Below are 23,498 nucleotides of genomic sequence, written 5' to 3' on the forward strand. Positions count from 1 at the left end.
GCAACCCGAGCACAGAGCGGGATGATCCCATCGATCAGTCGATGGCGTAAATCACGGAAACTGCGCAATTTTGGCACTCTGGGGCTGGTCCTCATGGGCCCCGTTCTGGCGCTGGCCACTTACCTTGTCATCGGTCCTTTCGATCTTGGTGCGACGGCACCGACCTTGCGACTGATTCTGTTGGCCGACCTTGTTTACGTTCTGGTTGTTGCAGCACTTGTGCTTGGACAGGTTGGCAGCTTGATTGCCGCACGACGGGCCAAGTCGGCGGGTTCGCGCCTGCATTTGCGCCTGATCGGGGCGTTTACTCTGCTGGCGCTGGTACCAACCGTGACCGTGGCGATTTTTGCCGGATTGACCGTCAATATCGGCCTTGAGGGCTGGTTTTCCGACCGCGTGCGTCAGGTTGTGGGATCTTCGCTGACGGCAGCAGAAGCCTATGAACAGGAACACCGCCAGGGATTGATACAAGACGCGTCTGTTCTTGCGCGATATCTGGATAATGCACGATCGCTGGATTTCTATATCTCCGACGCTGAACTGCGTGAAGTTCTGGCGCAGGGGCAGGCTCAGATTCAACGGGGGCTGCGCGAAGCCTATGTCATCGACGGTGGTGGCGAAATCAAATCGCGCGGGGACCGGTCCTACCTGTTCAACTACGAAGCCCCAACCCCCGAACAGATTGCTGAAGCCACCGACAAGGGCTTGCTGATCATCGCCGACTGGCCCAACAACGAGTTCCGTGCGCTGGTTCCTCTGAAGGCTTATCTGGATCGCTATCTCTATGTCAGCCGCGAGGTGGACGGACAGTTGTTGACGCTGCTGGACGATACCAAGGAAACGGCACAGTTCTACCAACAGCTTGAAAGTGAACGGGGCCGGGTGCTGTTCGAGTTCGGCCTGTTGTATCTGGGCTTTGCCTTGATCCTGATCCTTGCGGCAATGTCCCTGGGCATGTGGTTTGCCGAACGGCTGTCGCGTCCCGTGGGACGGTTGACCACTGCGGCACAGAGGGTTGGGGCCGGTGACCTGAGCGTTCAGGTTATTGAAGAAGCCAGCGACGACGAAATCGCGATGCTGGGCCGGTATTTCAACCAGATGACCCGGCAGTTGAAAGGACAGCGGGATACGCTGTTGGAGAACACGCGGCAGATTGAAAGCCGGCGCCGTCTGTTCGACTCGGTGCTCAGCTCGGTCACGTCCGGTGTCGTTGGCGTAGACCCGGAAGGATGCATCACCTTCGTGAACCGCTCGGCCGAGCGGTTGCTGGATTGGACCAGGGGCGAGCAGCATCTTGCCATCGGCATTGCAGTGCCGGAATTTCTGCCCCTGTTCGAAAGTCTGAAGGACAGCGGGCAAGAGGCCGTTCAGGGAGAAATCAAGGTGACCCGCAAGGGGCGGCTTGAGAACCTGTTGGTCCGCATGGCTATCCGGCGCGGAGAAGACGGGGGCCTGGAAGGATATGTGGTTGCCTTCGATGACGTCACCGATCTGGTCAGCGCCCAACGGATGGCGGCCTGGGGTGACGTGGCCCGCCGCATCGCGCATGAGATCAAGAACCCTCTGACCCCGATCCAGCTGAGCGCGGAACGGATCAAGCGCAAGTTCTCACGCAAGCTGGACGAGGAAGACAGCAGCAGCCTGGATTCGATGACCAACGTGATTGTGCGGCAGACCAACGACCTGCGTCGCATCGTGGATGAATTCTCGAAGTTTGCACGGATGCCTGAACCCGAGCGCAGGGAAGAGAACCTTGTTGATCTGGTGCATGAGGCGGTCCTGCTGCAACAGGCCGGGCAGCCGGATGTGCAGATCGATGCCGATCTGCCGCAACAGCCTATCATGGCGGATGTGGATGCAACCATGCTGAATCAGGCGCTGACCAACCTCATCAAGAATGCCGGGGAAGCCATTGCAACCCTTAAGGAAAAAGGGGCGCCCGACAATCTTCTGCCACAGATCAAAGTGGCGGTTACCAGTGATGACGCGGGTACGGTTATCACCATTGCAGATAACGGGATAGGTCTGCCCGTGGATCGGGCACGGCTGTTTGAACCCTATGTAACGACACGTGACGAAGGGACCGGGCTGGGCCTGCCCATCGTCAAGAAGATCATAGAAGAGCATGGCGGCGCGCTGACCCTCGAGGATGCGCCCGTATTTGACGGACAGGACCATTTTGGCGCGATGGCCGTGATCCGATTGCCGGGGGTTACAGTGTCCCCAACGGCAGCGCCACAGAAGCAGGCAATTAGAACCAACAAACTGAAAGCAGGCCAAAGATGAGTGACATTCTGATCGTAGATGATGAACGCGATATTCGCGAGCTGGTGTCCGACATTCTGGAGGACGAAGGCTATTCAACCCGGCTGGCGGCCAACTCGGACGAGTGCATGGCGTCAATCAACTCGGAACCGCCGGGGTTGTTGATCCTGGATATCTGGCTGAAGGACAGCCGCATGGATGGCATCGACATCCTGAAAGCGGTGAAACGTGACAACCCGGACGTGCCGGTGGTGATCATTTCTGGCCACGGCAACATTGAAATTGCCGTCGCCGCAATCAAGCAGGGCGCGTATGATTTTATCGAAAAGCCGTTCAACATAGACCAGTTGATGGTGGTGATCCGCCGCGCGATGGAGACCTCTCGCCTGCGTCGCGAGAATGCGTCTCTGAAGCGGAAAGAAGTCAATAATTCCGACATGATCGGCAAATCCGCCGCGTTCCGCGCCATGCAAGGGCAGTTGGACAAGGTGACCAAGTCGAATGGCCGCGTGATGCTCAGCGGCCCTGCGGGGTCCGGCAAGGAGATTGCAGCGCGATATATCCATGCCCATTCCAATCGCGCCAATGCGCCATTTGTCACGGTAAACTGTGCCGGGATCGAACCCGAGCGTGTGGAAGAGGTGCTGTTTGGCCGGGAATCGGCAGAACGCGGCGTGGAATCGGGTTTGCTGGAAGAGGCGCATGGCGGCGTGGTCTATTTTGACGAAGTTGCCGACATGCCCCTTGGGACACAATCAAAAATCCTGCGGGTGCTGGTGGATCAGCAGTTCCAGCGTGTCGGTGGCAGTGACAAGGTGCGCGTTGACCTTCGCGTAATCTCGTCAACAAGCAAGGATCTTGACGAGGAAATCGCGGCTGAACGCTTCCGGGAAGAGCTGTACCACCGTCTGAACGTCGTTCCGATTGCCGTGCCGTCACTGGAAGATCGGCGCGAAGATATCCCGGTTCTGGCGCAGCACTTTATTGAGATGTGCAACGAAACCCAGGGTTTGCCGATCAGGGAATTGTCGGAAGAGGCCGTTGCCCTGTTGCAGACGATGACCTGGCCCGGCAACGTGCGCCAGCTCAAGAACCTGATCGAGCGGGTTCTGATCCTTGGCGATGGCTCCGGCCCGATCGAGGCGCGTGAGTTGCCCAACGAGGAAGAAAAGGCAGAAGATTCAGGTCGTGTCGTGTTGTCTGGCGCGCTGGCCACCTTGCCGCTGCGCGAAGCCCGCGAGGCGTTCGAGCGAGAGTATCTGCTGACACAGATCAACCGGTTTGGCGGCAATATCAGCCGAACGGCCAGCTTTGTAGGCATGGAACGCAGTGCCCTGCATCGGAAACTGAAATCGCTGGGCGTTGTGACTTCGAACAAATCCGGCGCGCGCGTGGCGCAAATCGATGAACCCGAACCGGCAGAATAACCTGCCGGTCGCAGGGCCTCAGCCGGCCTGACCGGGCGTTATGATCTGAAACGAGCCGTCATCGAATTTCACAAAGCACGACGCGCTGTTGAGCGGTGGCAATGTTGTCGTTCGCGTTGCGGGCACGCGTGATTTCACGTTCTGCTTGCACGGCGGCAGGCTGACGGGTCGAAACCCTTTCTGGGCCATGCATTGCGCTTCGACCGTGTTGCGCAGGCCCTGATTCACATCCACGGTATAAACACGGCCGGGCTGCCACCAGCCGGGCGATTGATAGCAACGACCACTGCCGTCGCAATAGGTACGCCCCGGCCAATAGGTTGGCGGGCTTTGGCGGATCTGATTGGCTACCGGCACCTCTTTGACCGCCTTCAGCTGGCACTGGGTGGTCTCTTTTTGCAGGCGCGACACGGTTTCACCTTCGCGGTAGTAAAGCGAAAGAGGTCCGCATGAGGACAACACCATCAGAGGTAGCAGCATAGGAAACAGCGTTTTCATGCGCTTATCTTGCCGCAGCCGGGCTGCGATGACAATTCAATTGACCGCTCTGGGGGCATCTGTCATTCAATCCTTTCAGGCAGAAGGGCCAGAAGCATGAAGGTCATTATTTGCGGTGCGGGGCAGGTCGGCTGGCAGATCGCGCGGCATCTTTCGGGCGAGCTGAACGATGTCACCGTCGTGGACAACAACCCCGACCTTGTAAGGCGGGCGACGGAAACGCTGGATGTGCAGGGGATCGCCGGGTTTGCAAGTTACCCGGACGTGCTGGAACGGGCAGGGGCCCGGGACGCTGACATGATCATCGCCGCCACCCATTCGGATGAGGTGAACATGGTCACCTGCCAGATGGCGCACTCGGTCTTTTCGATCCAGCGCAAGATCGCGCGCCTGCGGTCGAAATCCTATCTCGAGGCGATCCATTCGGATCTGTACCGTCGTGATCATCTGCCGATTGATGTGGTGATTAGTCCCGAACGCGAAGTTGCCGCCGCTGCCATGCGCCGCCTGTCTGCCCCATCCGCCTTTGACACCGAGATTTTCATGGACGGCAAGGCGCAGCTGCTTGGGGTGCGGGTGGAAGAGGATTGCCCGATCGTGAATACACCGTTGCGGCAGCTGACGGATCTGTTCTCGACCCTCAGTTCCATCGTGGTTGGGGTGCGGCGCGAAGGCACGCTGTTTGCCCCCGAATCCGATGATCAGCTGTTTGTGGGCGACGAATGCTATGTCTTTACCAACGTCAAGGACGTGGATCGCACCATGGAAGTGTTCGGTAAGGCGCAGAAGCGGCAGGATCGCGTGGTGATCGTGGGCGGCGGAAATGTCGGGCTGGAAGTGGCCAGAACGCTGGAAGAACGCGAAAGCCGTGTGCGGGCCAAGATCATCGAACGCGACCGCCATTGCGCTGAGCTTGCCGCCGAAGCTCTGGAACGGACGATCGTGCTGCATGGTGACGGGCTGGATGCCGGGTTGCTGAGCGAGGCGGGGATCGAGCGGGCCGATGCGATGCTGGCGGTTACGGATGACGACCGTACGAACATGCTGGCCGCGGTGCGTGCCAAGGCCGAAGGCTGTGCTCTGGCGATTGCGTTGATCAACGACCCCAGCATGGTGGCCCTGATGGGGCCTCTGGGGATCGATGCCTATATCAATCCGCGGGCGACAACCGTCAGCTCGATCCTGCGACACATCCGCCATGGGCGGGTGCGTCAGGTCTATTCCATCGGGGATGCCGAGGCCGAGGTGATCGAGGCCGAGGTTCTGTCGACCTCGCCCATGGCCGGGCAACGTCTGCGCGATATCGACTTCCCCGAGGGTGTGCTTGTGGGCGCAGTCCGCAAGGGAGACGACGTTCTGCGACCGACCGGCAGCCTGCGGATCGATGAAAAAGATGTGGTCGCAATCTTTGCCATGGCCAAGGACGTGCCAGAGGTTGAACGCCTGATGCAGGTCTCAATCGATTTCTTCTGATGGCGCATGCAAGGACACAACGGGTTGGATTGTTGCGGCGGTTGCCGTTGTTCCTGCTGATCTGGGGCATTGCATCCCTGACCATGTGGATTCCGGCGATCTATGCGCTGGCACTGGATGATCACGACACGTCACGATCCTTTCTGTATTCCGGGATACTGGGCTTGTTTCTGGTGGCTACGATCGCGATGGCGTCCTCCAACCGCATACCCCGGCGCGGCACGTTGGGGCAGTTGGCGGTGATGCTGGGCTGTTTCACGCTGCTGCCCATCTTTCTTGCGATCCCGTTTCACGACGCGCTTGGAACCACCACCTTTCTGAACGCCTATTTCGATATGGTCAGTTCTCTGACGACCACGGGGGCGGACCTGTTTCCGGATCCGGCTCGTCTGACGGCCCCATTGCATTTGTGGCGCGCCATGGTCGGTTGGATGGGGGGCCTGCTGATGTGGATCGCCGCGGCGGCGATCCTTGCGCCGCTGTCGCTTGGCGGGTTCGAAGTCACCACCAGAGGCCAGCCGGGGCGCCCGGTGTCAGGGGTGGCACAGAGCGAACGCGTGGACCCGCGTGGCCGTCTGATCCGTGTCGCCAGGACCCTGACGCCAGTCTATGTCGGGCTGACGACCGTGATCTGGGTTCTTCTGTTGGTCTCGGGTGAAGTCGGTCTGACGGCCGTGTGCCATGCGATGGCAGTAATGGCCACGTCCGGCATCTCTCCGGTCGGGGGCATGGAAGGGGCGCAGGCCGGGTTTACGGGCGAAGCCATCCTGTTTCTGTTCCTGTTCTTTGCGCTCTCGCGCCTGACATTTTCGAAGGATACCGCGACAACGGGCTATTCCCGTCTGGATAAGGACCCGGAGTTTCGTATCGGTCTGATGATTGTCTTGGCTGTCGCAATCCTGTTGTTCTTCCGGGTTGTTGCAGGCGTGACGGAAATCGGTGGTCAAATGGAACCAATGCAGGCTTTGCAGGTCATTTGGGGGATGCTGTTCACCGTTCTGGCTTTCCTGACGACGGCCGGCTTTGAAAGCGCGAACTGGAACGACGCACAGCAACTGTCGGGTTTGGGAACGCCCGGTTTGCTGTTGATGGGGCTGGCATTGATCGGCGGAGGCGTCGCGACGACGGCCGGGGGGGTCAAACTGTTGCGGGTCTTCGCCCTGTATCTGAACGGCGCGCGTGAGATTGATCGCCTGATCTATCCTTCGTCCATCAGCAGTGCAGGGGGTGGCAATCGCCGCATTCAAAGCGATGGGGCGTTCATCGCCTGGATCTTCCTGATGCTCTTTGCGCTGACTCTTGCCGTGTTCAACCTTCTGCTGGCGGCGATGGGGTCCGGGTTCGAACAGGCCATGGTGCTCAGCGTGGCCACGCTCAGCACGACGGGGCCGTTGATCGAGTTGGCCACGGACGTTCCAATTCGCCTGATCGACCTCTCCGCGGGTGCCAAACTGACGTTGTGCGCGGCGATGGTCGTAGGTCGCCTGGAAACGCTGGCGATCATCGCCCTGATCACCCCGTCGCTTTGGCGGGATTGAGCCGGGTGTAACTTGCGGTGGCTAACGCCTGATTTTTCATCTGGAATATCTGTGCGTAGCACTCCATACTCTGCCGGAGGGAGCGCGTTGGTCCGCAGCGCGTAGCAAGAACAATGGCGAGATTATAAAAATATGGCTTCGGACAGACAGAATCTTCAGGATGCCTTCCTGAACAATGTACGGAAAGCTAAGGTTCCGGTCACGATTTTCCTGATCAACGGCGTGAAATTGCAGGGTGTTATCACCTGGTTCGACAATTTCTGCGTATTGTTGCGCCGCGACGGACAGTCGCAGTTGGTATACAAGCACGCGATTTCGACCATCATGCCGTCACAGCCGATCAACCTGTATGAGGGCGAAGACGCCTCTTGATGGAACATGACCGGATGCGCACCCGGGCCTGGGTGCTGCATCCCGAAATCAAATCAGATGAACAGCGCCGTGTCCCTGAACCGGCGCTGGAAGAGGCGGTGGCACTGGCCGCCGCATTGCCCGATCTGGATGTGATCGGATCCGAAATCGTGCGCCTTCAACGCGCGCAGGCCGGGTATTTGTTCGGCAGCGGCAAGATTGAAGAACTTGGTGAGCGTTTTCGCGACAACGAAGTTGAACTGGTTCTGATCGACGGGCCGGTGACACCGGTGCAGCAACGCAATCTGGAAAAGGCGTGGAAGGTCAAGATCCTCGACAGGACGGGGTTGATCCTTGAGATTTTCAGCGATCGCGCCCGCACGCGGGAAGGCGTGTTGCAGGTCGAGATGGCGGCGCTCAGCTATCAGCGGACGCGGCTGGTACGGGCCTGGACCCACCTTGAACGCCAGCGCGGTGGTTTGGGATTTGTCGGCGGACCCGGCGAAACCCAGATCGAAGCCGACCGTCGCGCCATTGACGAACAACTGGTGCGCTTGCGGCGGCAGTTGCAGAAGGTGGTCAAGACCCGGACACTGCACCGTGCCGCCCGGGCCAAGGTGCCCTATCCGATCGTCGCTCTCGTGGGCTACACAAACGCAGGGAAATCCACGCTGTTCAATCACTTGACCGGGGCCGAGGTGATGGCCAAGGACATGCTGTTCGCCACGCTGGACCCGACCATGCGCCGCGTGCAACTGCCTGATGGCCCCGAAGTGATCCTGTCGGACACGGTGGGCTTTATCTCGAACCTTCCGACCGAGCTTGTGGCAGCCTTCCGGGCGACGCTGGAAGAGGTCTTGGGTGCCGATCTGATCGTCCATGTGCGTGATATCAGCCACGAGGAAACAGAGGCGCAGGCGCAGGATGTCGAGGCGATCCTGACCTCGCTGGGCGTCGACGACGAGCGGCCCCGGCTTGAGGTTTGGAACAAGATAGATCTGCTGAGCGCCGATGAGCGCGAGGCAACGCTGACGCGCGCGGACCGAGATCCCGAGATTTTTGCGATTTCGGCGGTCACCGGCGAAGGCGTCGCACCTTTGCTGTCCGAGATCGCGATGCGTCTGCAAGGTGCACGGCGTGAGGCGGTATTGGATCTGTCTTTCTCTGACGGGGACAAGCGGGCCTGGTTGTTCCGCCAGGATGTCGTAAGCAGCGAAGAACAGACCGAGGACGGGTTTCGTATCACCGTTCTGTGGACCGAGAAACAAGCGGCTCAGTTCGAGGCGTTGAAGAATTAGCGTTGGGGCTGGATATGTCTGACAAGCCGGACCAAAGAGTGTTCCTGAACGGCCATATAGATGTGCCTGCGGACCGGCTGGAGGAGGTGCGCGCAGCGTTGCCGGACCATGTGAAACTGACCCGCGCGGAACAGGGCTGTATATCTTTCGACGTGATCGAGGATCAGACCTGTCCGGGTCGGTTCAACGTGTCAGAAGTGTTTGCGGATCAGCAGGCTTTCGATGTACATCAGGCCCGGACACGGGCATCTGACTGGGCTCGGGTCACTCAGGGGATACCGCGAGACTACAGGATAGAACGCGCATCCAACGGACGTTGAGTCAGGCCCCGTCTATCTGCCGTTGGTGGTCACCCGCGTCGAACCAGCCCAACGAGGACTGTACAAGGTAATCTGGCGTCAGTTCCCATTCCTCCCATCCACGTGTGACAACGTGATTGCCGGTTTCGGCGTGGTGCCCTTCGCGGGTCCAGACGAATATGGCATGCGTTCCGGCCCATCGCATCATGTCACAGCGCACTTCCAGATCTGGAAAGCTGGCGTAGGATTCGCGTACCAGGTTGGCGATTGCTTCGCGTCCTTTGGCTGGTTCGCTATCGTTGAAGGTGATCTGCCCGTTATGTGCAAAGAAACCGGCAACTGCGTCAGCGTCGCCAGAACTCCATGCGATTGCGTAGTCGCGCGCAAGATTATTTAGGACATCCCGAATACTGGCCATACTCGCCCCCCTTTGGTCCCACATAATCAGTCCGATAATGTTAGGCGAATTTGACCTTGGGCGCCACGAGGGCCAAAAAATCGGGGCGGGGACTTGCCGAATAGGCGGATTATCGCGGGATCAGATTGGTTGTTCCGACAGCAGCGGCGCGGGCCAGATCAAGATCCAATGACATGGGGATGTATTCGCCGCGCCGCCACAGCTGCGCCTGATCGTCATAGTAGCGCGACAGGAAGTGACCCGATTGCCCGGTCGCCGTTATGAAAACCGAGCTGTTGGGGTCAGCAAAGTCATAAACACCGCGATACCCGGCGCCGTGCACGTTCTGGAACGGATCAGGCCCTTCGCCTGACGTGCGGCCTCGCAGCAATGTGTTGTCGCCGCCGCTGGTCGATTGGCGAATGTTCACAAAAAACCGCAATATCGGGACAGAGCCCAGCACGGGATGATCATGAGTTGCCTGATGCGCGTCGCCCCAACGCAGGGATTCAAGCGCGCTACCATATCGTTCAGAGATCCAGATCAGCGCGTCGTCCAGCGCAAGCCGCGCCATCTCGGTGCATGTCTCGACCGGTGCGCTTTGAACCACGTCGCACCAGACACCCGCGCCGTCAATGTCGCGATAGACCCGTTCGATGAACAGCGGTTCGACATGTTTGTATTCGCTGGCCAGAGGCCCAAGCTCGTCCGAGATCAGCCGGATTTGCAGCGCACGCAGCCAGGCCGCATAGATCAACGGCTCGGGCAGGTGTTCGTTCATCTCACCGTTCCACTCCGCCAGCAGCGACAGCGCGATCTGGCGCTGGCGTTCCGGCGTTCCTTCGGGGGCCGAAGCCCCGGTGAACCACAGATCGGCACCGATCAGCGGCAACAGGGACCGCGCGGTAAAGCTGACCGTGTCCAGCTGTGCCTCGATAAAGCTGTCGCGGGTATGCACCTCGCGCGATTGCATCAGGCGTTCCCAGCGATGCACGCGCTGCGTATCGCCCCATTCATACGAGACGTGATCCGGGAACGGGCGGTCGATGATCTTGTTGTTCGTGTTGCCCAGAACACCGCCGACGGGGGCCACGAATTCCGGGTTGTCGACATAGGGCAGGCGGCCTTGCCAGCGATTGGCCTCGATCCAGCCGGGCGAGGGGATACGCCCACGGCTTTGGTTTTGCGGATCACGCCGAGGCATGGCGCCGATCAGTTTCATCCCAATGGTCGTCTTGTCGACCAGCGACAGGTTCTGAGAAGGCGCGATGAACTGTTCGCCGACCGCGATGGCCTGTTCGACGTTGTCGGCGTTCATCAGCGCCATGGACGCCGACATCGACGTGTCCTGCGGGCTGAGTGCCGTCCAGGACAGCGATGCCACATGTCCCGGCGGGGTGATGGTTTCCAGCTTGTAGTCCGTGCCCGGCAGCACCGGCCCGTTCTCGGTCCAGCGCAGGGTCAGCGTAACCGGAGCTTCCCCCTTGATCTCGATGATCGAAGGGCGGGTCCGGAATTTCTTGAAGCCGGTCGGGGTCAGGTATTCCTCGGGGTTGTCGGGATTAAGCTGCTCGATATGAACGTCCTGATCGTCAAGATACGAGGATGTAAGCCCCCATCCCAACCGGTCGCTGCGTCCGGTCATGATGGCGGGCACACCGGGGATCGAGGCCCCGATGACACCGCCTTTTTCCAGGCCGAGATGTGCCAGGTACCAAATCCCGGGCGCACTGAAACCCAAATGAGGGTCGTTGGCCAACAGGGTTCCGCCACTTGCAGAACGTGACGGCGCGGCGGTCCAGGCATTTGAAGCTCCGGCCAGACCACGTTTGGGAAGGGGTGAAAGAGGTGTTTCGGGAATGTCCGTTCCCGCGGCATAACGGGGAAGATCTGGGAACAGGGTGGCATATTCGGGCAGCGCGGCAATGCCGGGTCCGGGAACGTCGGGCAGGATGTCGGCCAGACGTTCTGGGTTGTTCAGCATCAAGGACGTGCGCGCGCGCAGAACTTCATCGGTCAGGTGGCCTGACAGTTGCAGCGCCATCAGCTTGATCACCGCGATGCTGTCACCCGGTTGCCAGGGTGAGACCGGAGCGTTGAACAGGAACATCTCGGGTGCGCCGCGACCCAGCGCCTCTTCGTTGATCTCGGTCAGGCGGGCATTGACCCCGGCGGAATAGGCACGCAAAGCGGCCTTGGTATAATCGTCCTGCACCTCGACCGAGCGGTGGGCCAGCCCATAAAGGTCCAACCTGCGCAGCAGCTTGTCGATGTGAAGCGTGCGCGGGCCAAAGACCTCGGACAGTCGGCCTTGCGCGGTACGGCGCATGACAGTCATCTGCCACAGTCGATCCTGTGCATGGGCATATCCCAACCCAAAGAACACATCGGGATCGGTCTGGCCCAGAATATGCGGTACGTTGGCGGTGTCGCGTACGATCTCGACCGGGGCGGTCAGACCTTCGACCTCAAGCGTTTGGTCATAGTCCGGCAGGGATTGGCTGGCCAGAAAATAGACAAGGCCCATTGCGGCGAGGATCAAAATGATCAGACCCGACGCGATGCGCACCAGCCAGCGGAAAACAAGACCCATTACTGCCTCAATTCTTGTTCAGACGAATGTTGCGCAGAGACTAGAGGATGGTCGGTCCGACCGAAAGAGGAACGCGGCAAGAACCTGCGCGGGAAGGGTTGAAATCAAATGCCCCGCCGCAGTGTTGTGCTGCGACGGGGCCATGTGTGGGGGAAGTGGTAATCCGGGTTATGGAATGATGCGGGTATATTTCGTACCTTCGACGGTCGCGCCGAATTTAAGACCGGCCTGGCCAAAGACCACCGCCAGCACCGGCGAACGCAGTGTTGTCGTGTCCGTGGACAAGGAATTCCCTGTTGCGTCAACCACATATCCAATATCGGCACCGGCTGTCCATCCGCTGGAACGGCGGAAATCGTTCAGCGCATCCTCGGTCATGAAGAACAGGATATGCGCATATTGCTGCGCACCGATTTGCAGACCTGCGGTTCCGGAAATTGCAGAATAGTAATCGACCGTAGCGCCGTTGATGCGCAGCGCGCCTTGGCCGTAGGCACCGCCAAAGAAGATCAATCCAGCGTCGGTGATCAGGGGCATAACCAACATGCCGTTGGCTTTGTTCGCGATTTCCACGGTGTTGGGGTACCGGCTGTACATTTCGGTCAGCGTGGCATCGACGCGGGCGTCGATCATGGCCGAGTTTGAATTGCCGACGCCGTTGCCGCAGGCGGCGGTCAGGGACAGGCCTGCCATGCCCAAGGCAAAGCCGCGACGGTTCAGTCGGGGGGAGTTGGAACTGCTCATGGTTTTTTTCTCTGTAACTGTGCCTGATGTGTCGGGTCATCCCGATCTTGCCGGCAAGGATACGCCGATTAGGGCGATGTGTCACGGGAAAGCTGCCCGCTCAAGGGGGCTTGTCGGCGAAAAATTGCGACTCTTCGGGGTTTTAGCCTTGCAGGATGCGGGCAACCTGAGGCGAAAAATAGGTCAGAATACCGTCGCACCCGGCGCGCTTGAAGGCCAGCAGGCTTTCCAGCATCGCCTTTTCTGCGTCGATCCAGCCATTCTGGGCGGCCGCCTGGATCATCGCGTATTCGCCCGAGACCTGGTAGGCATAGGTGGGTGCGCCAAAGCTGTCTTTCACACGGCGACAGATATCCAGATAGGGCATCCCCGGTTTGATCATCACCATGTCCGCGCCCTCGGTCAGATCGCGTTCGATCAGCCGCAGGGCTTCGTTCGAGTTGGCCGGATCCATCTGATAGGTTTTCTTGTCACCGGTCAGCGCGCCCGAGGCGCCGACGGCGTCGCGGAAGGGGCCGTAAAAAGCGCTGGCGTATTTCGCGGCATAGCTGAGGATCATCACATTGTGATGCCCGGCGCCTTCCAAAGCGCGGCGCATTTCTCCGATCCGGCCGTCCATCATGTCCGACGGTCCGATGATGTCGGCTCCGGCGTCGGCCTGGGCAAGGGTCATCTTGACCAGCGCTTCGATAGTCTGATCATTCACGATCTCACCGTCGACGACGTAACCGTCATGACCGTTGATATTGTAAGGGTCCAGCGCCACGTCCGTCATCACCGCGATGTCAGGGGCTGCCGCCTTGATCGCCCGGATGGCCCGGTTCGACAGGTTGTCGGGGTTCCAGGCCTCGGCGCAGTCTTCTGTTTTCAGCGCAGAATCCGTGTAGGGAAAGATGCAGATCGCCGGGATTCCAAGCGCCTGCGCTTCGACGGCCGCTTTTGCAATCAGATCCACCGACCGGCGAACTACGCCCGGCATCGAGGGTACGGGCTCTTCAATCCCTTCGCCGTCGCGTACGAAAACCGGCCAGATCAGGTCATCCGTGGTCAAGGTGTTCTCGCGCACAAGCCCGCGAATTGCCCGGGATTGACGGGCACGCCGAAAGCGGGTCATGGGATAGGGTGCAATGGTCGGTTTCATGGCGCGTTCTCCTTGAACATTCGTGCATTGGGTGGCATGAATTCACAAAGGTCTCAAGGGTATCAATGGACGCGGCAGCGTGGCCGAACCTCCCTGAGTGGTTTGAATAAAGGGTTGGGTTTGGACTGGTACTCTTCGATCTTTGAAGTCATCGACATGCGCAGCTTCTCGAATCTCTGGTTCTGGATCGTGCTGGCGGTTGTCTGGTCATCGGCCAGTCACTGGGTGATGGGCATTCCCTACGATCTGGTGGTGCGTGCCCGACGCATTGGCGGGCAGGTCGAGATCGACCTTCTCGACATCGTTCGCATACACACCAACCGGATACTTTTGATCGTCGACATGTCAGGAACCATCCTGTTGGCGTTCGGAAGTTTTTTGTTCACCGGACTGGCCACGCTGGGGTTCTATTACGGCGTCGAGTTCGCGCAGGCCGTGTTCCTTCTTCTGTTTCCATTGACGCTTGTTCTGCTGGTGAACATCGTGCATGCACGACGGTTGCGGCGGCAGGAACTGACGCTCGACTCGGTTTCGAAAACCATTGCGCGCTGTCGGCTCTATACCCAGATCATAGGCATGATCTCGATACTGGTCACTTCGTTCTGGGGCATGTATCAGAACATCTCGATTGGCGTTCTGGGATAGCAAAATCTGAAAGGCGAGGCGATGAAGGCTCCGAACCACGTGACAGTTGGCGGCGCCCCCGAAGGGTTTGACGCGCAGCTTGTGCTGAACGAAATCGCCCGCAGCAACGGGCCGGTGGCCCATGTCGCGCGAGATGACAAGCGGATGGAGGCGATGCGCGCCGCGCTGGCTTTCTTTGCCCCTGACATGCCGGTCTTCGTGTTTCCGGGCTGGGATTGTCTGCCCTATGACCGGGTGTCCCCCAATGCGGATATCTCGGCGGCCCGCGTTGCCACGCTGGCGGCGCTGGTTCACCAGATGCCGCAGAAATTCGTGTTGTTGACAACACTGAATGCGGCTACCCAACGCGTCCCGGCGCGAGACGTGTTGCGCGAGGCGGCGTTTACCGCCCGCGTCGATCAGCGCATTGACGAGACCGCGCTGCGCAACTTCCTGGTGCGCATGGGCTTCACGCAAAGCCCCACCGTGATGGAGCCGGGCGATTATGCCATTCGCGGCGGCATCATCGACATCTTCCCTCCGGGTGAATCGGGCCCCGTCCGTCTGGACCTGTTCGGAGACGTACTGGACGGCGCGCGCCGTTTTGATCCCGTGTCTCAGCGCACGACCGAAAAGCTGGACGTGGTCGAACTTGCTCCGGTGTCCGAGGTCATTCTGGATGATGCGGCTATCACGCGGTTCCGCCAGAACTATCGGATCGAATTCGGCGCTGCCGGAACCGATGATCCGCTTTACGAGGCGGTAAGCGCCGGTCGCAAACACCAGGGCATCGAACATTGGCTGCCCTTCTTCCACGAGAAGCTTGAAACGTTGTTTGATTATCTGCCGGATGCCACGATCACTGTCGATGATCAGGTTACCCCGGCCAGACTGGCCCGATGGGAGACGATTGCCGATCAATATGAGACCCGGCGTCTGGCGCTGGAAAACCGATCTCGTATGGATACGGTCTACAAACCCACTCCTCCGGGGCTGCTGTATCTGGATGATGCCGCGTGGGAGGCGGCCGTCGGGGATCGGCGTGTCATGCAGTTCAGCCCCTTGCCGCAGGCGTCGGGCCCGGGTGTCATCGATGCGGGCGGGCGGATCGGGCGCAACTTTGCCCCCGAACGTCAGCAGGAAAGCATCAGCCTGTTCGGTGCTTTGGCCAGCCACATCACCGCCAGGCTCGACAAAGGTCCGGTGCTGATCGCGTCCTATTCGGAAGGTGCGCGCGAACGTCTGACCGGCCTGATCGAGGATGAAGGTCTGGCCGAGGCGATTCCGATAACAAATGGCACGCGTATCGGAAAGCGCGGCCTGCACCTTGCCGTCTGGGCGCTGGAACACGGTTTTGAGACGCCAGACCTGACGGTGATCGCCGAACAGGATGTTCTGGGCGACAGGCTGATCCGCCAACCCAAGAAGCGCCGCAAGGCCGAGAATTTCCTGACCGAGACCCAATCCCTCAGCCCCGGTGATCTGGTGGTGCATGTGGATCACGGGATCGGTCGTTACATGGGGATGGAGGTCGTCACGGCCGCCGGAGCCGCCCATGAATGCCTGCTGCTGGAATATGCCGAGCAGGCAAAGCTGTACCTGCCGGTCGAAAACATCGAACTGCTTTCGAAATACGGTCATGACGAAGGCCTTTTGGATCGACTTGGCGGCGGCGCATGGCAGGCCAAGAAGGCCAAGCTGAAAGAACGCATCCGCGAGATGGCCGACAAGCTGATCCGCATCGCGGCGGAACGTGCCTTGCGAAAAGCCCCTGTAATGGACCCTCCGCCGCACGCGTGGGAGGAGTTCAGCGCCCGTTTTCCCTATCAGGAAACCGACGACCAGTTGCGCGCGATCTCGGATGTAATGGAGGATATGCACTCGGGCGCGCCAATGGACCGGCTGATCTGCGGTGACGTCGGCTTTGGCAAGACCGAGGTGGCGATGCGCGCCGCCTTTGTCGCCGCCATGTCCGGCGTGCAGGTTGCGGTCGTGGCTCCGACAACATTGCTGGCCCGACAACACGCCGCAAGCTTCAGGGAACGGTTCCGCGGTTTTCCTCTGGAGGTTCGGCAATTGTCGCGCTTTGTCTCGGCGAAAGAGGCCCAGAAAACCCGCGACGGTTTGGCCCGCGGTACGGTGGATATCGTGATCGGGACCCATGCGCTGCTGGCCAAGAACATAAGGTTTCACAATCTGGGTCTGCTGGTCATCGACGAAGAACAGCATTTCGGTGTGGGGCATAAGGAACGGCTGAAGCAACTGCGCTCGGACATCCATGTTCTTACCCTGACCGCAACCCCGATTCCGCGAACCTTGCAATTGTCGCTGACCGGAGTGCGCGATCTGTCGATCATTGGCACCCCGCCTATCGACCGTCTGGCAATCAGAACCTATGTCAGCGAATTCGACGCGGTCACGATCCGAGAAGCGCTGCTGCGTGAACACTATCGCGGCGGGCAGAGTTTCTACGTCGTCCCTCGCATCTCGGACCTGCCCGAGATTGAGGAGTTCCTGAAAAGCCAACTGCCGGAACTGTCCTATGTGGTCGCACATGGCCAGATGGCGGCGGGTGAACTCGATGACCGTATGAACGCGTTTTATGACGGTAAGTATGATGTGTTGCTGGCCACGACCATTGTGGAAAGCGGATTGGACATTCCGACGGCGAACACGATGGTCGTGCACCGCGCCGATATGTTCGGTCTTGCGCAGCTCTACCAGATCCGGGGCCGGGTGGGGCGGTCCAAAACCCGCGCCTATGCCTACCTGACCACCAAACCACGGCAGAAGCTGACCGCCACTGCCGAGAAACGCCTGCGGGTTCTGGGCTCTCTGGACACGTTGGGCGCCGGGTTCACTTTGGCCTCGCAGGATTTGGACATCCGAGGCGCGGGCAATCTACTGGGCGAAGAACAGTCCGGTCAGATGCGCGATGTAGGCTATGAACTCTACCAGTCCATGCTGGAAGAGGCGATCGCCAAGATCAAAGCGGGTGAGATGGAGGGGCTGTCGGATGCTGATGACCAGTGGGCCCCGCAGATCAATCTGGGCGTGCCGGTTCTGATTCCCGAGGACTACGTGCCCGATCTGGATGTTCGTCTGGGCCTCTATCGGCGCCTGTCATCGCTGTCGACCAAGGTGGAACTGGAAGGTTTCGCCGCAGAGTTGATCGACCGTTTCGGCAAACTGCCGAAAGAGGTTAACACTCTGATGTTGGTCGTGCGCATCAAGGCCATGTGTAAACGGGCGGGCATTGCCAAGCTGGACGGAGGCCCGAAAGGCGCGACGATCCAGTTCCACAATGACAAGTTCGCATCCCCAGAAGGTTTGGTCGAATTCATTCAGAACCAACGCGGCATGGCCAAGGTCAAGGATAACAAGATCGTCGTGCGCCGGGATTGGAAGAAAGACAGCGACAAGATCAAAGGGGCCTTTGCGATTGCCCGCGACCTTGCTGAAAAGGTGGTCGCGGAAAAGAAGAAAACCAAGGCTAGCTGATAGGCAAGATGGGGCTCTGCCCCCGCTGCGCGTTCCGCGCATCTCCCCCGGGATATTTGCGGCCAGATGAAGTAACGGACCCCGGCTTCATCTGGCCAAAAATATCCCCGCCGGAGGCATCGCGCGGCAGCGCGATTCATCGCTCATTATTCACGCATTGCAGCCTGCGCACAGAAACAGGACGCCGCAACCGCCCGATCTGCCCGGGCCAGAGCCAGATCCAGGCGTTGTTTGACCTGTAGGATTTCAACATCTTCCCCGCGGGCTTTGAGGCAATCGTACAGCCCCTTCAGGCTCCACACGTTGTCGGGATGGATCGAAGCGCGGCTGAGCGAACCGCCAAGGCCAAGATCTTCGCGATAGACGGCCTCTGCTTCTGCCGCATGACCTTGTTCGAACAGCAATGCGCCAAGCGCGTGGCGGGTGGGCTGCATCCAGCCCCAGGGCTCGTCATAGGGCAGGGTGTCGTCCAGTTCGACCGAGCGGCGCAGATGGGCAAAGGCGATCTCGAAATTGCCCTTTCGGTACTCGATCTCACCGCGCAGCATCTCCCGCGCGATTTCCAGCAGGTCGATCACACGATTGTTGTGCAGCCTGCGCGTTTCCGGAACGCATTCCCTGGCTGCGAGAAACAGGTTCTCTTCCGCTTCGGCATGGACAACATCACCGGTTGCGGCAAGAGCGATGGCGCGGGCGTAGTGGGTCGTGGCCGTCAGGGTGCGGTAGAGATCCGGATCGGAGGGCAGCTCCAGCGCCTTGGCCTCTTCCCAGCGGCCAAAGCGGATCAGGATGTGCGGCCCCATGGACATGTAGCTTTCGAAGTAATCCGCCATGGGGGGGCTTTCGATGCGAAGCATTTCTTCGGGCGTCGTTTCCCACAAACCCTGATTGGCGCGCAGGGCAGGTTCGATCTGTCCCAGAAACAGCGCGCCGTAGATGGCGAAGTGATAGTTGTGTTGGCGGTAGCCGGTGTAGATATTGAACGCGCCTTCGCGTTCGTAATACTTCAGATCCGCGTCCGAGGCTTTTTCGTTCCAATGCACCACGTTGTGGTAGTGGCCGCACAGCACGTCGATATGCGTCGGCATATGCACCAGGTGCCCCGCATCGGGCACCAATGTGCGCAGGACATCACCGGCTTTCAGGGCTTTTTCCGGCGTGGGCGACATCTCCATCAGGTGAACATATAGGTGCAGCAGGCCGGGATGAGACATGGCGGCCGGATCGTTGGACAGGACCCATTCCAACGCCTCTTGCGCTTCAAGCGTCGCAGCGCCATCTGCCGGTTGGCCTGTTTGCAGGTCCCACATTTTCCAGGGCGTCAGGTTCAAAAGCGCCTCGACGTAGATGGTGCGCAGGTCCGCATGATCGGGGTGCGCGGCGAACGCCGCGCGCATTGCTTCGGCAAACTCGTGATCCCACCGGTGCATGTCCTCTGCCGGATCCCGCTGCGGGTATCGCGCTGGAAGGGCTCGGATCAGAGCTTGCTCGACAGGCGTACAGCGGTCCGCCAATCGAAGGGCGTTTTGCATGGCTTCATAAGCCAGCGCCAGCGCCTTGCTGCGTCCCTGCTTGTCCTGCAAGTCCCATGGCAGATTGTAATTTGGCCCGGCTGCATAGGCGACGCCCCAGTATGCCATGGCGCATTGGGGGTCATGTTCGACTGCACGCTGGAAACAAACCACGGCTTCTTCGTGATTGTACCCATAGGTCCAGTTCAGGCCGCGGTCGAACCACAGCTGAGCCTCGGGAACGGAGGTCGTTATCGGACAGGAATAGCTGCCCAGATCATAGTATTCACGCATCAGAAGCCCTCCGCTCGGTTCAGGTCGAGAGTAGCGCGTTTCTGACGAGTCGCACAGATCAGGCTGGCAGGCGTTCTTCAACGCGGCCCATATGCAGCATAAGCCCGAAGGCCAAAATGCACATGCTCAGGATGCCGAAGGTCAAAGGCGTGATCGAACCGTCGAACAACAGCCCGATTGGTGCGGCGATGGCGGCGGCCAGCACCGTCGAAATCGATCCGATGACCGAGGCTGCCATTCCGGCAATATGCCCCATCGGCTCCATCGCGATGGCGTTCAGGTTGCCCATCGTCACGCCGGCCATGAAAAACACCATGGTTTGCCAGAACACGAACAGCGCAAATGAAGCGTCCGGCGAAAGGTGCATGGTGTTGAGCGTCATGACAAAAGCGGTGATCAGGATTTGCCCCCCCAGCGCCCATGTCACCATCCGGCGCATGCCCACACGCACCACTAGTGCCGCGTTCAGCAAACTTGCCGACCCGGACATCAGCGCCACGAACCCGAACCAGAACGGAAAGCTTTCGGCGCGGTCATGGATTACGTCATAAACGGGCTGAACCATTGTCAGCATGGTGAACAGCACCCCCATGCACAGGGTCTGAACCATGATCGAAAGGCGCACGGTCGGATGGGAAAACATTTCCTTCGCGGCCGAGAACATCAGCGGAATGCGGAAGGGACGGCGGTTTTCCCGGGCCAGAGATTCCGGCAAGCGAACACCCATCCAGGAAATGATGACCAACGCAAACAGAATGAAAGACACGAAGATCCCGCGCCAGCCAAACAGGGCGATCACACCGGCGCCCAACATCGGTGCCGCTGCGGGTACCAACGTGAAAATCATCATCGCAATCGAGACGATCCGCGCCATTTCGCGGCCCGAATACAGGTCGCGAATGATCGCCATGGCCACCACGCGCGGACCTGCGGCGCCCAGGCCCTGAACCACACGCGCAATCAAGACCAGTTCCATTGAAGAACTGGCCCACGCAACCGCTGAGGCTGCAATGTACAGGGCCGCGCCGCCGTAAATGACCGGCTTGCGTCCCAGCGCATCCGAAAGAGGGCCGGTGAAAAACGTGCCGATCCCCATGCCCAATACAAATGACGTCAGGATCAGTTGGGCACGGTTAACGTCATCGGGGCTGAGCTGCGCGCCGATCTCGGGCAGCGCAGGCAGCATTGAATCGATCGAAAAGGCGATGGTGGCGAACATCATTGCAATCAGTGCGATGAATTCCGCCTTCGACATGCGATTGGCCATGAAGCACTCCTAACCCGTTCGCGCTATCACGGCGGGTCGGCATAGGCCAGACTGGAAAATTGCACAGACCTCTGTGCTATTCTGCAGGGGAAGCCTCAAGTTGAGACATAATTTCAGCGATCACTTTCTCCCACATTTCAGGAGGTTGCGCACCGGGAACTGCATGTTGGTTCGCAACGATGAAGGTCGGGACCGAACTGACGCCCATTTTGCGGGAATGAGCATCGCGGTTGCGGATTTCCTCGCGGTCGGCGTCTGATTTCAGCAACTTCATGACCACGGCTGCGTCCATTCCGGTGCTGTCTGCGATGTCGGCCAGCACCTCGTGGTCGCCGATGTCGCGACCCTGTACGAAATAGGCGTCGAACAGCGCATCCACCACCTCGTTCTGCTTGCCTTCGATGCCAGCCCAATGGATCAGGCGATGGGCGTCCAGCGTGTTGGGGGTACGTTCCATGGCCTCGAAGTTGATGTTCAGACCTGCCTTTTCGGCCTGTTCCACCACCGGCGCATAGGCGCGAACCGCGCCGTCCTTGCCGCCGAACTTGCGCTCGAGATATTCGCGCCGATCCATTCCCGCATCCGGCATGTCAGGGTTCAACTGGAACGGATGCCATTCAATGACAAAGGGGTGGTCGGGCGCGTTGGCCAGCGCCTTGTCCAGTTGAGTCTTGCCGATATAGCACCACGGGCAGATCGGATCGGACAGGATGTCGAGCTTGACGGACTGGGTCATTTTGTTGGTGCCTCGAAATAGGCCGGCAGCGCCCGGCGCAGGAGTTTGCCGTTTCCGCCGGTCGGCAGGGCAGGCAGATGGATGAAGGCGCGGGGTTGTTTGTACCGCGCCAGGTTGGCTTCGACATAGGCGCGCAAGGCCGCATCGTCCAGCTTTTCCGGGCCCGTATAGAAGGCCGCGATCACAAATGCGTCCGGTTTGACCTCGACCGCGGCGGCGCCGACTTGGGTGATGCCCGGAAAGCAGGACAGGGCGGCTTCGACCTCGACCGGGGACACGCGATAGCCACCCGCGTTCATCATGTCGTCGTCGCGGCCCAGATAGCTGATTTGGCCATCCACCGCCATGGCCCCCTGATCGCCGGTCAGAAACCACTCTCCCTTCATCCGCGTTTCAACCTCATCGGGTGCGTTGAGATAGGTCAGCATCAACCCGGGGTCAGACCGGTGAATGGCAATTGTACCTTCCTGCCCCTGTGGCACCGGACCGTCCGGACCAAGGATCGCCACACGACGCCCGGGTTGCGGTTGTCCCAATGCGTCGCCGCGCGCAGGATGGTTCGGGCTGGAGGAAATGAAGGTAGAGCATTCGGACATGCCGTAGGCTTCGAACAGCTCGGTGCCGGTGGCGTTCAGCCACTGTTCGTGCAGGGCGCGCGACAGTTTCTCACCCGCGCACAATCCGTGGCGCAGGTCTGGCAGTTCCAACCGATTGCGCCCTTGCACCAACTTGCGAAAGACCCCCGGGGCCGCAGCAAAGATCGTTGCGCCATGCTGGCGCAGCAAGGCAGGCAAAGCAGTGATTTCGGTGCCGGGTTCCGGGATCAGAGCGGTTGCCCCCATGGTCCATGGATCCATCAGGCCGGTGCCCAGCGTATAGGTCCAGTTGAAAGCCCCCGCGTGACACAGCCGGTCGGTCTCGCGTAGACCATACCAGCCATCCACCATCATCTGCCGCGCCCAGATTGCCCGATGGGCATGGGCCACGGCCCGAGGCTTGCCCGAAGTTCCAGAGGTGTAGACGACATAGGCCATACGTTCCGGATCGCCCATGTCAAAATCTGCCGGGGGCAGGTTTCGCATCGCTTTCAACGCGTCCAGCCCGATCTGCCTGGAATGCAAGGCGCAGGCAACGCCCGGATCACGCAGAATGGCCGCCGGAGAAAGCTCGTCGATCATTTTGGCGGTTTCGGGTTCCGTCAGCTGCGACGATGTCGGCACCGGCACGATACCCACGGCAATTGCCGCCAGATAGGCAATCGGGAAATCCACCGTGTTTCCCAACCGCATCAGGGCGATATCACCGGGTTTCAACCCGGCCCGCAGCAACCCCGCGCCGGTGCCCAGCACGGCTGCTTTCAGAACGCGATAGGTCCAGTCCTGCGCGCCATTCGGGCGCAATACCGACAAGGCCACTTTGTCCGGCGCGTGATCGGCGCGGCCCAGAACATGAGCCGCCAGATTGAATGGCGCGGGGCAGGGTGCGGGCGACCCCTGATCGAAGATTGACAACATGGCCTCTGGCTATCGCGCCGCCTGTCG

At 59.9% G+C, this 23,498-nt stretch carries 18 protein-coding genes; 9 read left to right on the top strand and 9 right to left on the bottom strand.

Annotation, left to right across the window (positions count from 1 at the left end; translation table 11 throughout):
* The first annotated feature begins 21 nt into the window (after positions 1–21).
* Together AC2FFD_RS04950 and ntrX are read left to right on the top strand one after the other, a co-directional pair.
* Complete coding sequence (locus AC2FFD_RS04950) at positions 22–2,286, top strand: sensor histidine kinase NtrY-like (RefSeq protein ID WP_170344732.1); 2,265 nt, start codon at positions 22–24, stop codon at positions 2,284–2,286.
* Positions 2,283–3,692: a nitrogen assimilation response regulator NtrX gene (gene ntrX, locus AC2FFD_RS04955; protein ID WP_152458151.1), complete on the top strand. Its 1,410-nt coding sequence runs from the start codon at positions 2,283–2,285 to the stop codon at positions 3,690–3,692. The genes AC2FFD_RS04950 and ntrX overlap by 4 nt, the downstream gene beginning before the upstream one ends.
* Before the next feature lie 18 nt (positions 3,693–3,710).
* Here ntrX and AC2FFD_RS04960 read toward each other — a convergent pair whose 3' ends face one another.
* Entirely contained in the window at positions 3,711–4,190 is a 480-nt protein-coding gene (locus tag AC2FFD_RS04960) for a hypothetical protein (protein WP_257598826.1), read from the bottom strand.
* Positions 4,191–4,286: 96 nt separating this feature from the next.
* Here AC2FFD_RS04960 and trkA point away from each other — a divergent pair, with 96 nt between their 5' ends.
* From trkA to AC2FFD_RS04985, 5 genes are all read left to right on the top strand, one after another.
* Positions 4,287–5,663, top strand: coding sequence for a Trk system potassium transporter TrkA (gene trkA, locus AC2FFD_RS04965; protein ID WP_170344096.1), 1,377 nt, complete (start codon positions 4,287–4,289; stop codon positions 5,661–5,663).
* Positions 5,663–7,201 carry a TrkH family potassium uptake protein gene (locus tag AC2FFD_RS04970; RefSeq protein WP_496872198.1) on the top strand — a complete coding sequence of 513 codons (1,539 nt, stop codon included), beginning with the start codon at positions 5,663–5,665 and terminating at the stop codon, positions 7,199–7,201. Before trkA ends, AC2FFD_RS04970 begins: the two co-directional genes overlap by 1 nt.
* Positions 7,202–7,333: 132 nt before the next feature.
* Complete coding sequence (gene hfq, locus AC2FFD_RS04975; protein WP_005982826.1) at positions 7,334–7,573, top strand: RNA chaperone Hfq; 240 nt, start codon at positions 7,334–7,336, stop codon at positions 7,571–7,573.
* Positions 7,573–8,850, top strand: a complete 1,278-nt coding sequence (gene hflX / locus AC2FFD_RS04980) for a GTPase HflX (RefSeq protein WP_496872199.1) — start codon at positions 7,573–7,575, stop codon at positions 8,848–8,850. The genes hfq and hflX overlap by 1 nt, the downstream gene beginning before the upstream one ends.
* A gap of 14 nt (positions 8,851–8,864) precedes the next feature.
* Positions 8,865–9,170, top strand: coding sequence for a putative quinol monooxygenase (locus AC2FFD_RS04985; protein ID WP_496872201.1), 306 nt, complete (start codon positions 8,865–8,867; stop codon positions 9,168–9,170).
* Position 9,171: 1 nt separating this feature from the next.
* Here the strand turns inward: AC2FFD_RS04985 and AC2FFD_RS04990 are convergent, their stop codons facing one another.
* The 4 genes from AC2FFD_RS04990 to hemB all read right to left on the bottom strand — a co-directional run bounded on the left by AC2FFD_RS04990 (position 9,172) and on the right by hemB (position 14,024).
* Positions 9,172–9,567 carry an SgcJ/EcaC family oxidoreductase gene (locus AC2FFD_RS04990; protein WP_496872202.1) on the bottom strand — a complete coding sequence of 132 codons (396 nt, stop codon included), beginning with the start codon at positions 9,565–9,567 and terminating at the stop codon, positions 9,172–9,174.
* Positions 9,568–9,676: 109 nt separating this feature from the next.
* The gene (locus tag AC2FFD_RS04995; protein ID WP_496872203.1) at positions 9,677–12,139 is read right to left on the bottom strand and encodes a penicillin acylase family protein; all 2,463 of its coding nucleotides are present in this window, start codon (positions 12,137–12,139) and stop codon (positions 9,677–9,679) included.
* A 168-nt stretch (positions 12,140–12,307) separates the two neighbouring features.
* Complete coding sequence (locus AC2FFD_RS05000; protein WP_152458143.1) at positions 12,308–12,883, bottom strand: lipid-binding SYLF domain-containing protein; 576 nt, start codon at positions 12,881–12,883, stop codon at positions 12,308–12,310.
* Positions 12,884–13,025: 142 nt separating this feature from the next.
* Positions 13,026–14,024, bottom strand: coding sequence for a porphobilinogen synthase (hemB, locus tag AC2FFD_RS05005; protein WP_257598820.1), 999 nt, complete (start codon positions 14,022–14,024; stop codon positions 13,026–13,028).
* 120 nt (positions 14,025–14,144) lie between these two features.
* On the opposite strand from hemB, the gene AC2FFD_RS05010 reads away from it, so the two are divergent.
* On the top strand, positions 14,145–14,669 hold the full coding sequence (locus AC2FFD_RS05010) for a component of SufBCD complex (RefSeq protein ID WP_170344104.1): 525 nt from the start codon (positions 14,145–14,147) through the stop codon (positions 14,667–14,669).
* Positions 14,670–14,690: 21 nt separating this feature from the next.
* The gene (gene mfd / locus AC2FFD_RS05015) at positions 14,691–18,149 is read left to right on the top strand and encodes a transcription-repair coupling factor (protein ID WP_496872208.1); all 3,459 of its coding nucleotides are present in this window, start codon (positions 14,691–14,693) and stop codon (positions 18,147–18,149) included.
* A gap of 146 nt (positions 18,150–18,295) precedes the next feature.
* Here the strand turns inward: mfd and AC2FFD_RS05020 are convergent, their stop codons facing one another.
* The 4 genes from AC2FFD_RS05020 to AC2FFD_RS05035 all read right to left on the bottom strand — a co-directional run bounded on the left by AC2FFD_RS05020 (position 18,296) and on the right by AC2FFD_RS05035 (position 23,471).
* Positions 18,296–19,954: a tetratricopeptide repeat protein gene (locus AC2FFD_RS05020; protein WP_496872210.1), complete on the bottom strand. Its 1,659-nt coding sequence runs from the start codon at positions 19,952–19,954 to the stop codon at positions 18,296–18,298.
* Positions 19,955–20,012: 58 nt separating this feature from the next.
* Positions 20,013–21,221 carry a multidrug effflux MFS transporter gene (locus tag AC2FFD_RS05025; RefSeq protein WP_496872211.1) on the bottom strand — a complete coding sequence of 403 codons (1,209 nt, stop codon included), beginning with the start codon at positions 21,219–21,221 and terminating at the stop codon, positions 20,013–20,015.
* A 76-nt stretch (positions 21,222–21,297) separates the two neighbouring features.
* Positions 21,298–21,957 carry a DsbA family oxidoreductase gene (locus tag AC2FFD_RS05030; protein WP_425078353.1) on the bottom strand — a complete coding sequence of 220 codons (660 nt, stop codon included), beginning with the start codon at positions 21,955–21,957 and terminating at the stop codon, positions 21,298–21,300.
* Complete coding sequence (locus AC2FFD_RS05035) at positions 21,954–23,471, bottom strand: class I adenylate-forming enzyme family protein (protein ID WP_496872212.1); 1,518 nt, start codon at positions 23,469–23,471, stop codon at positions 21,954–21,956. Before AC2FFD_RS05035 ends, AC2FFD_RS05030 begins: the two co-directional genes overlap by 4 nt.
* Positions 23,472–23,498 lie beyond the last annotated feature (27 nt).

Source organism: Ruegeria sp. YTSC002 (genome assembly GCF_059609845.1).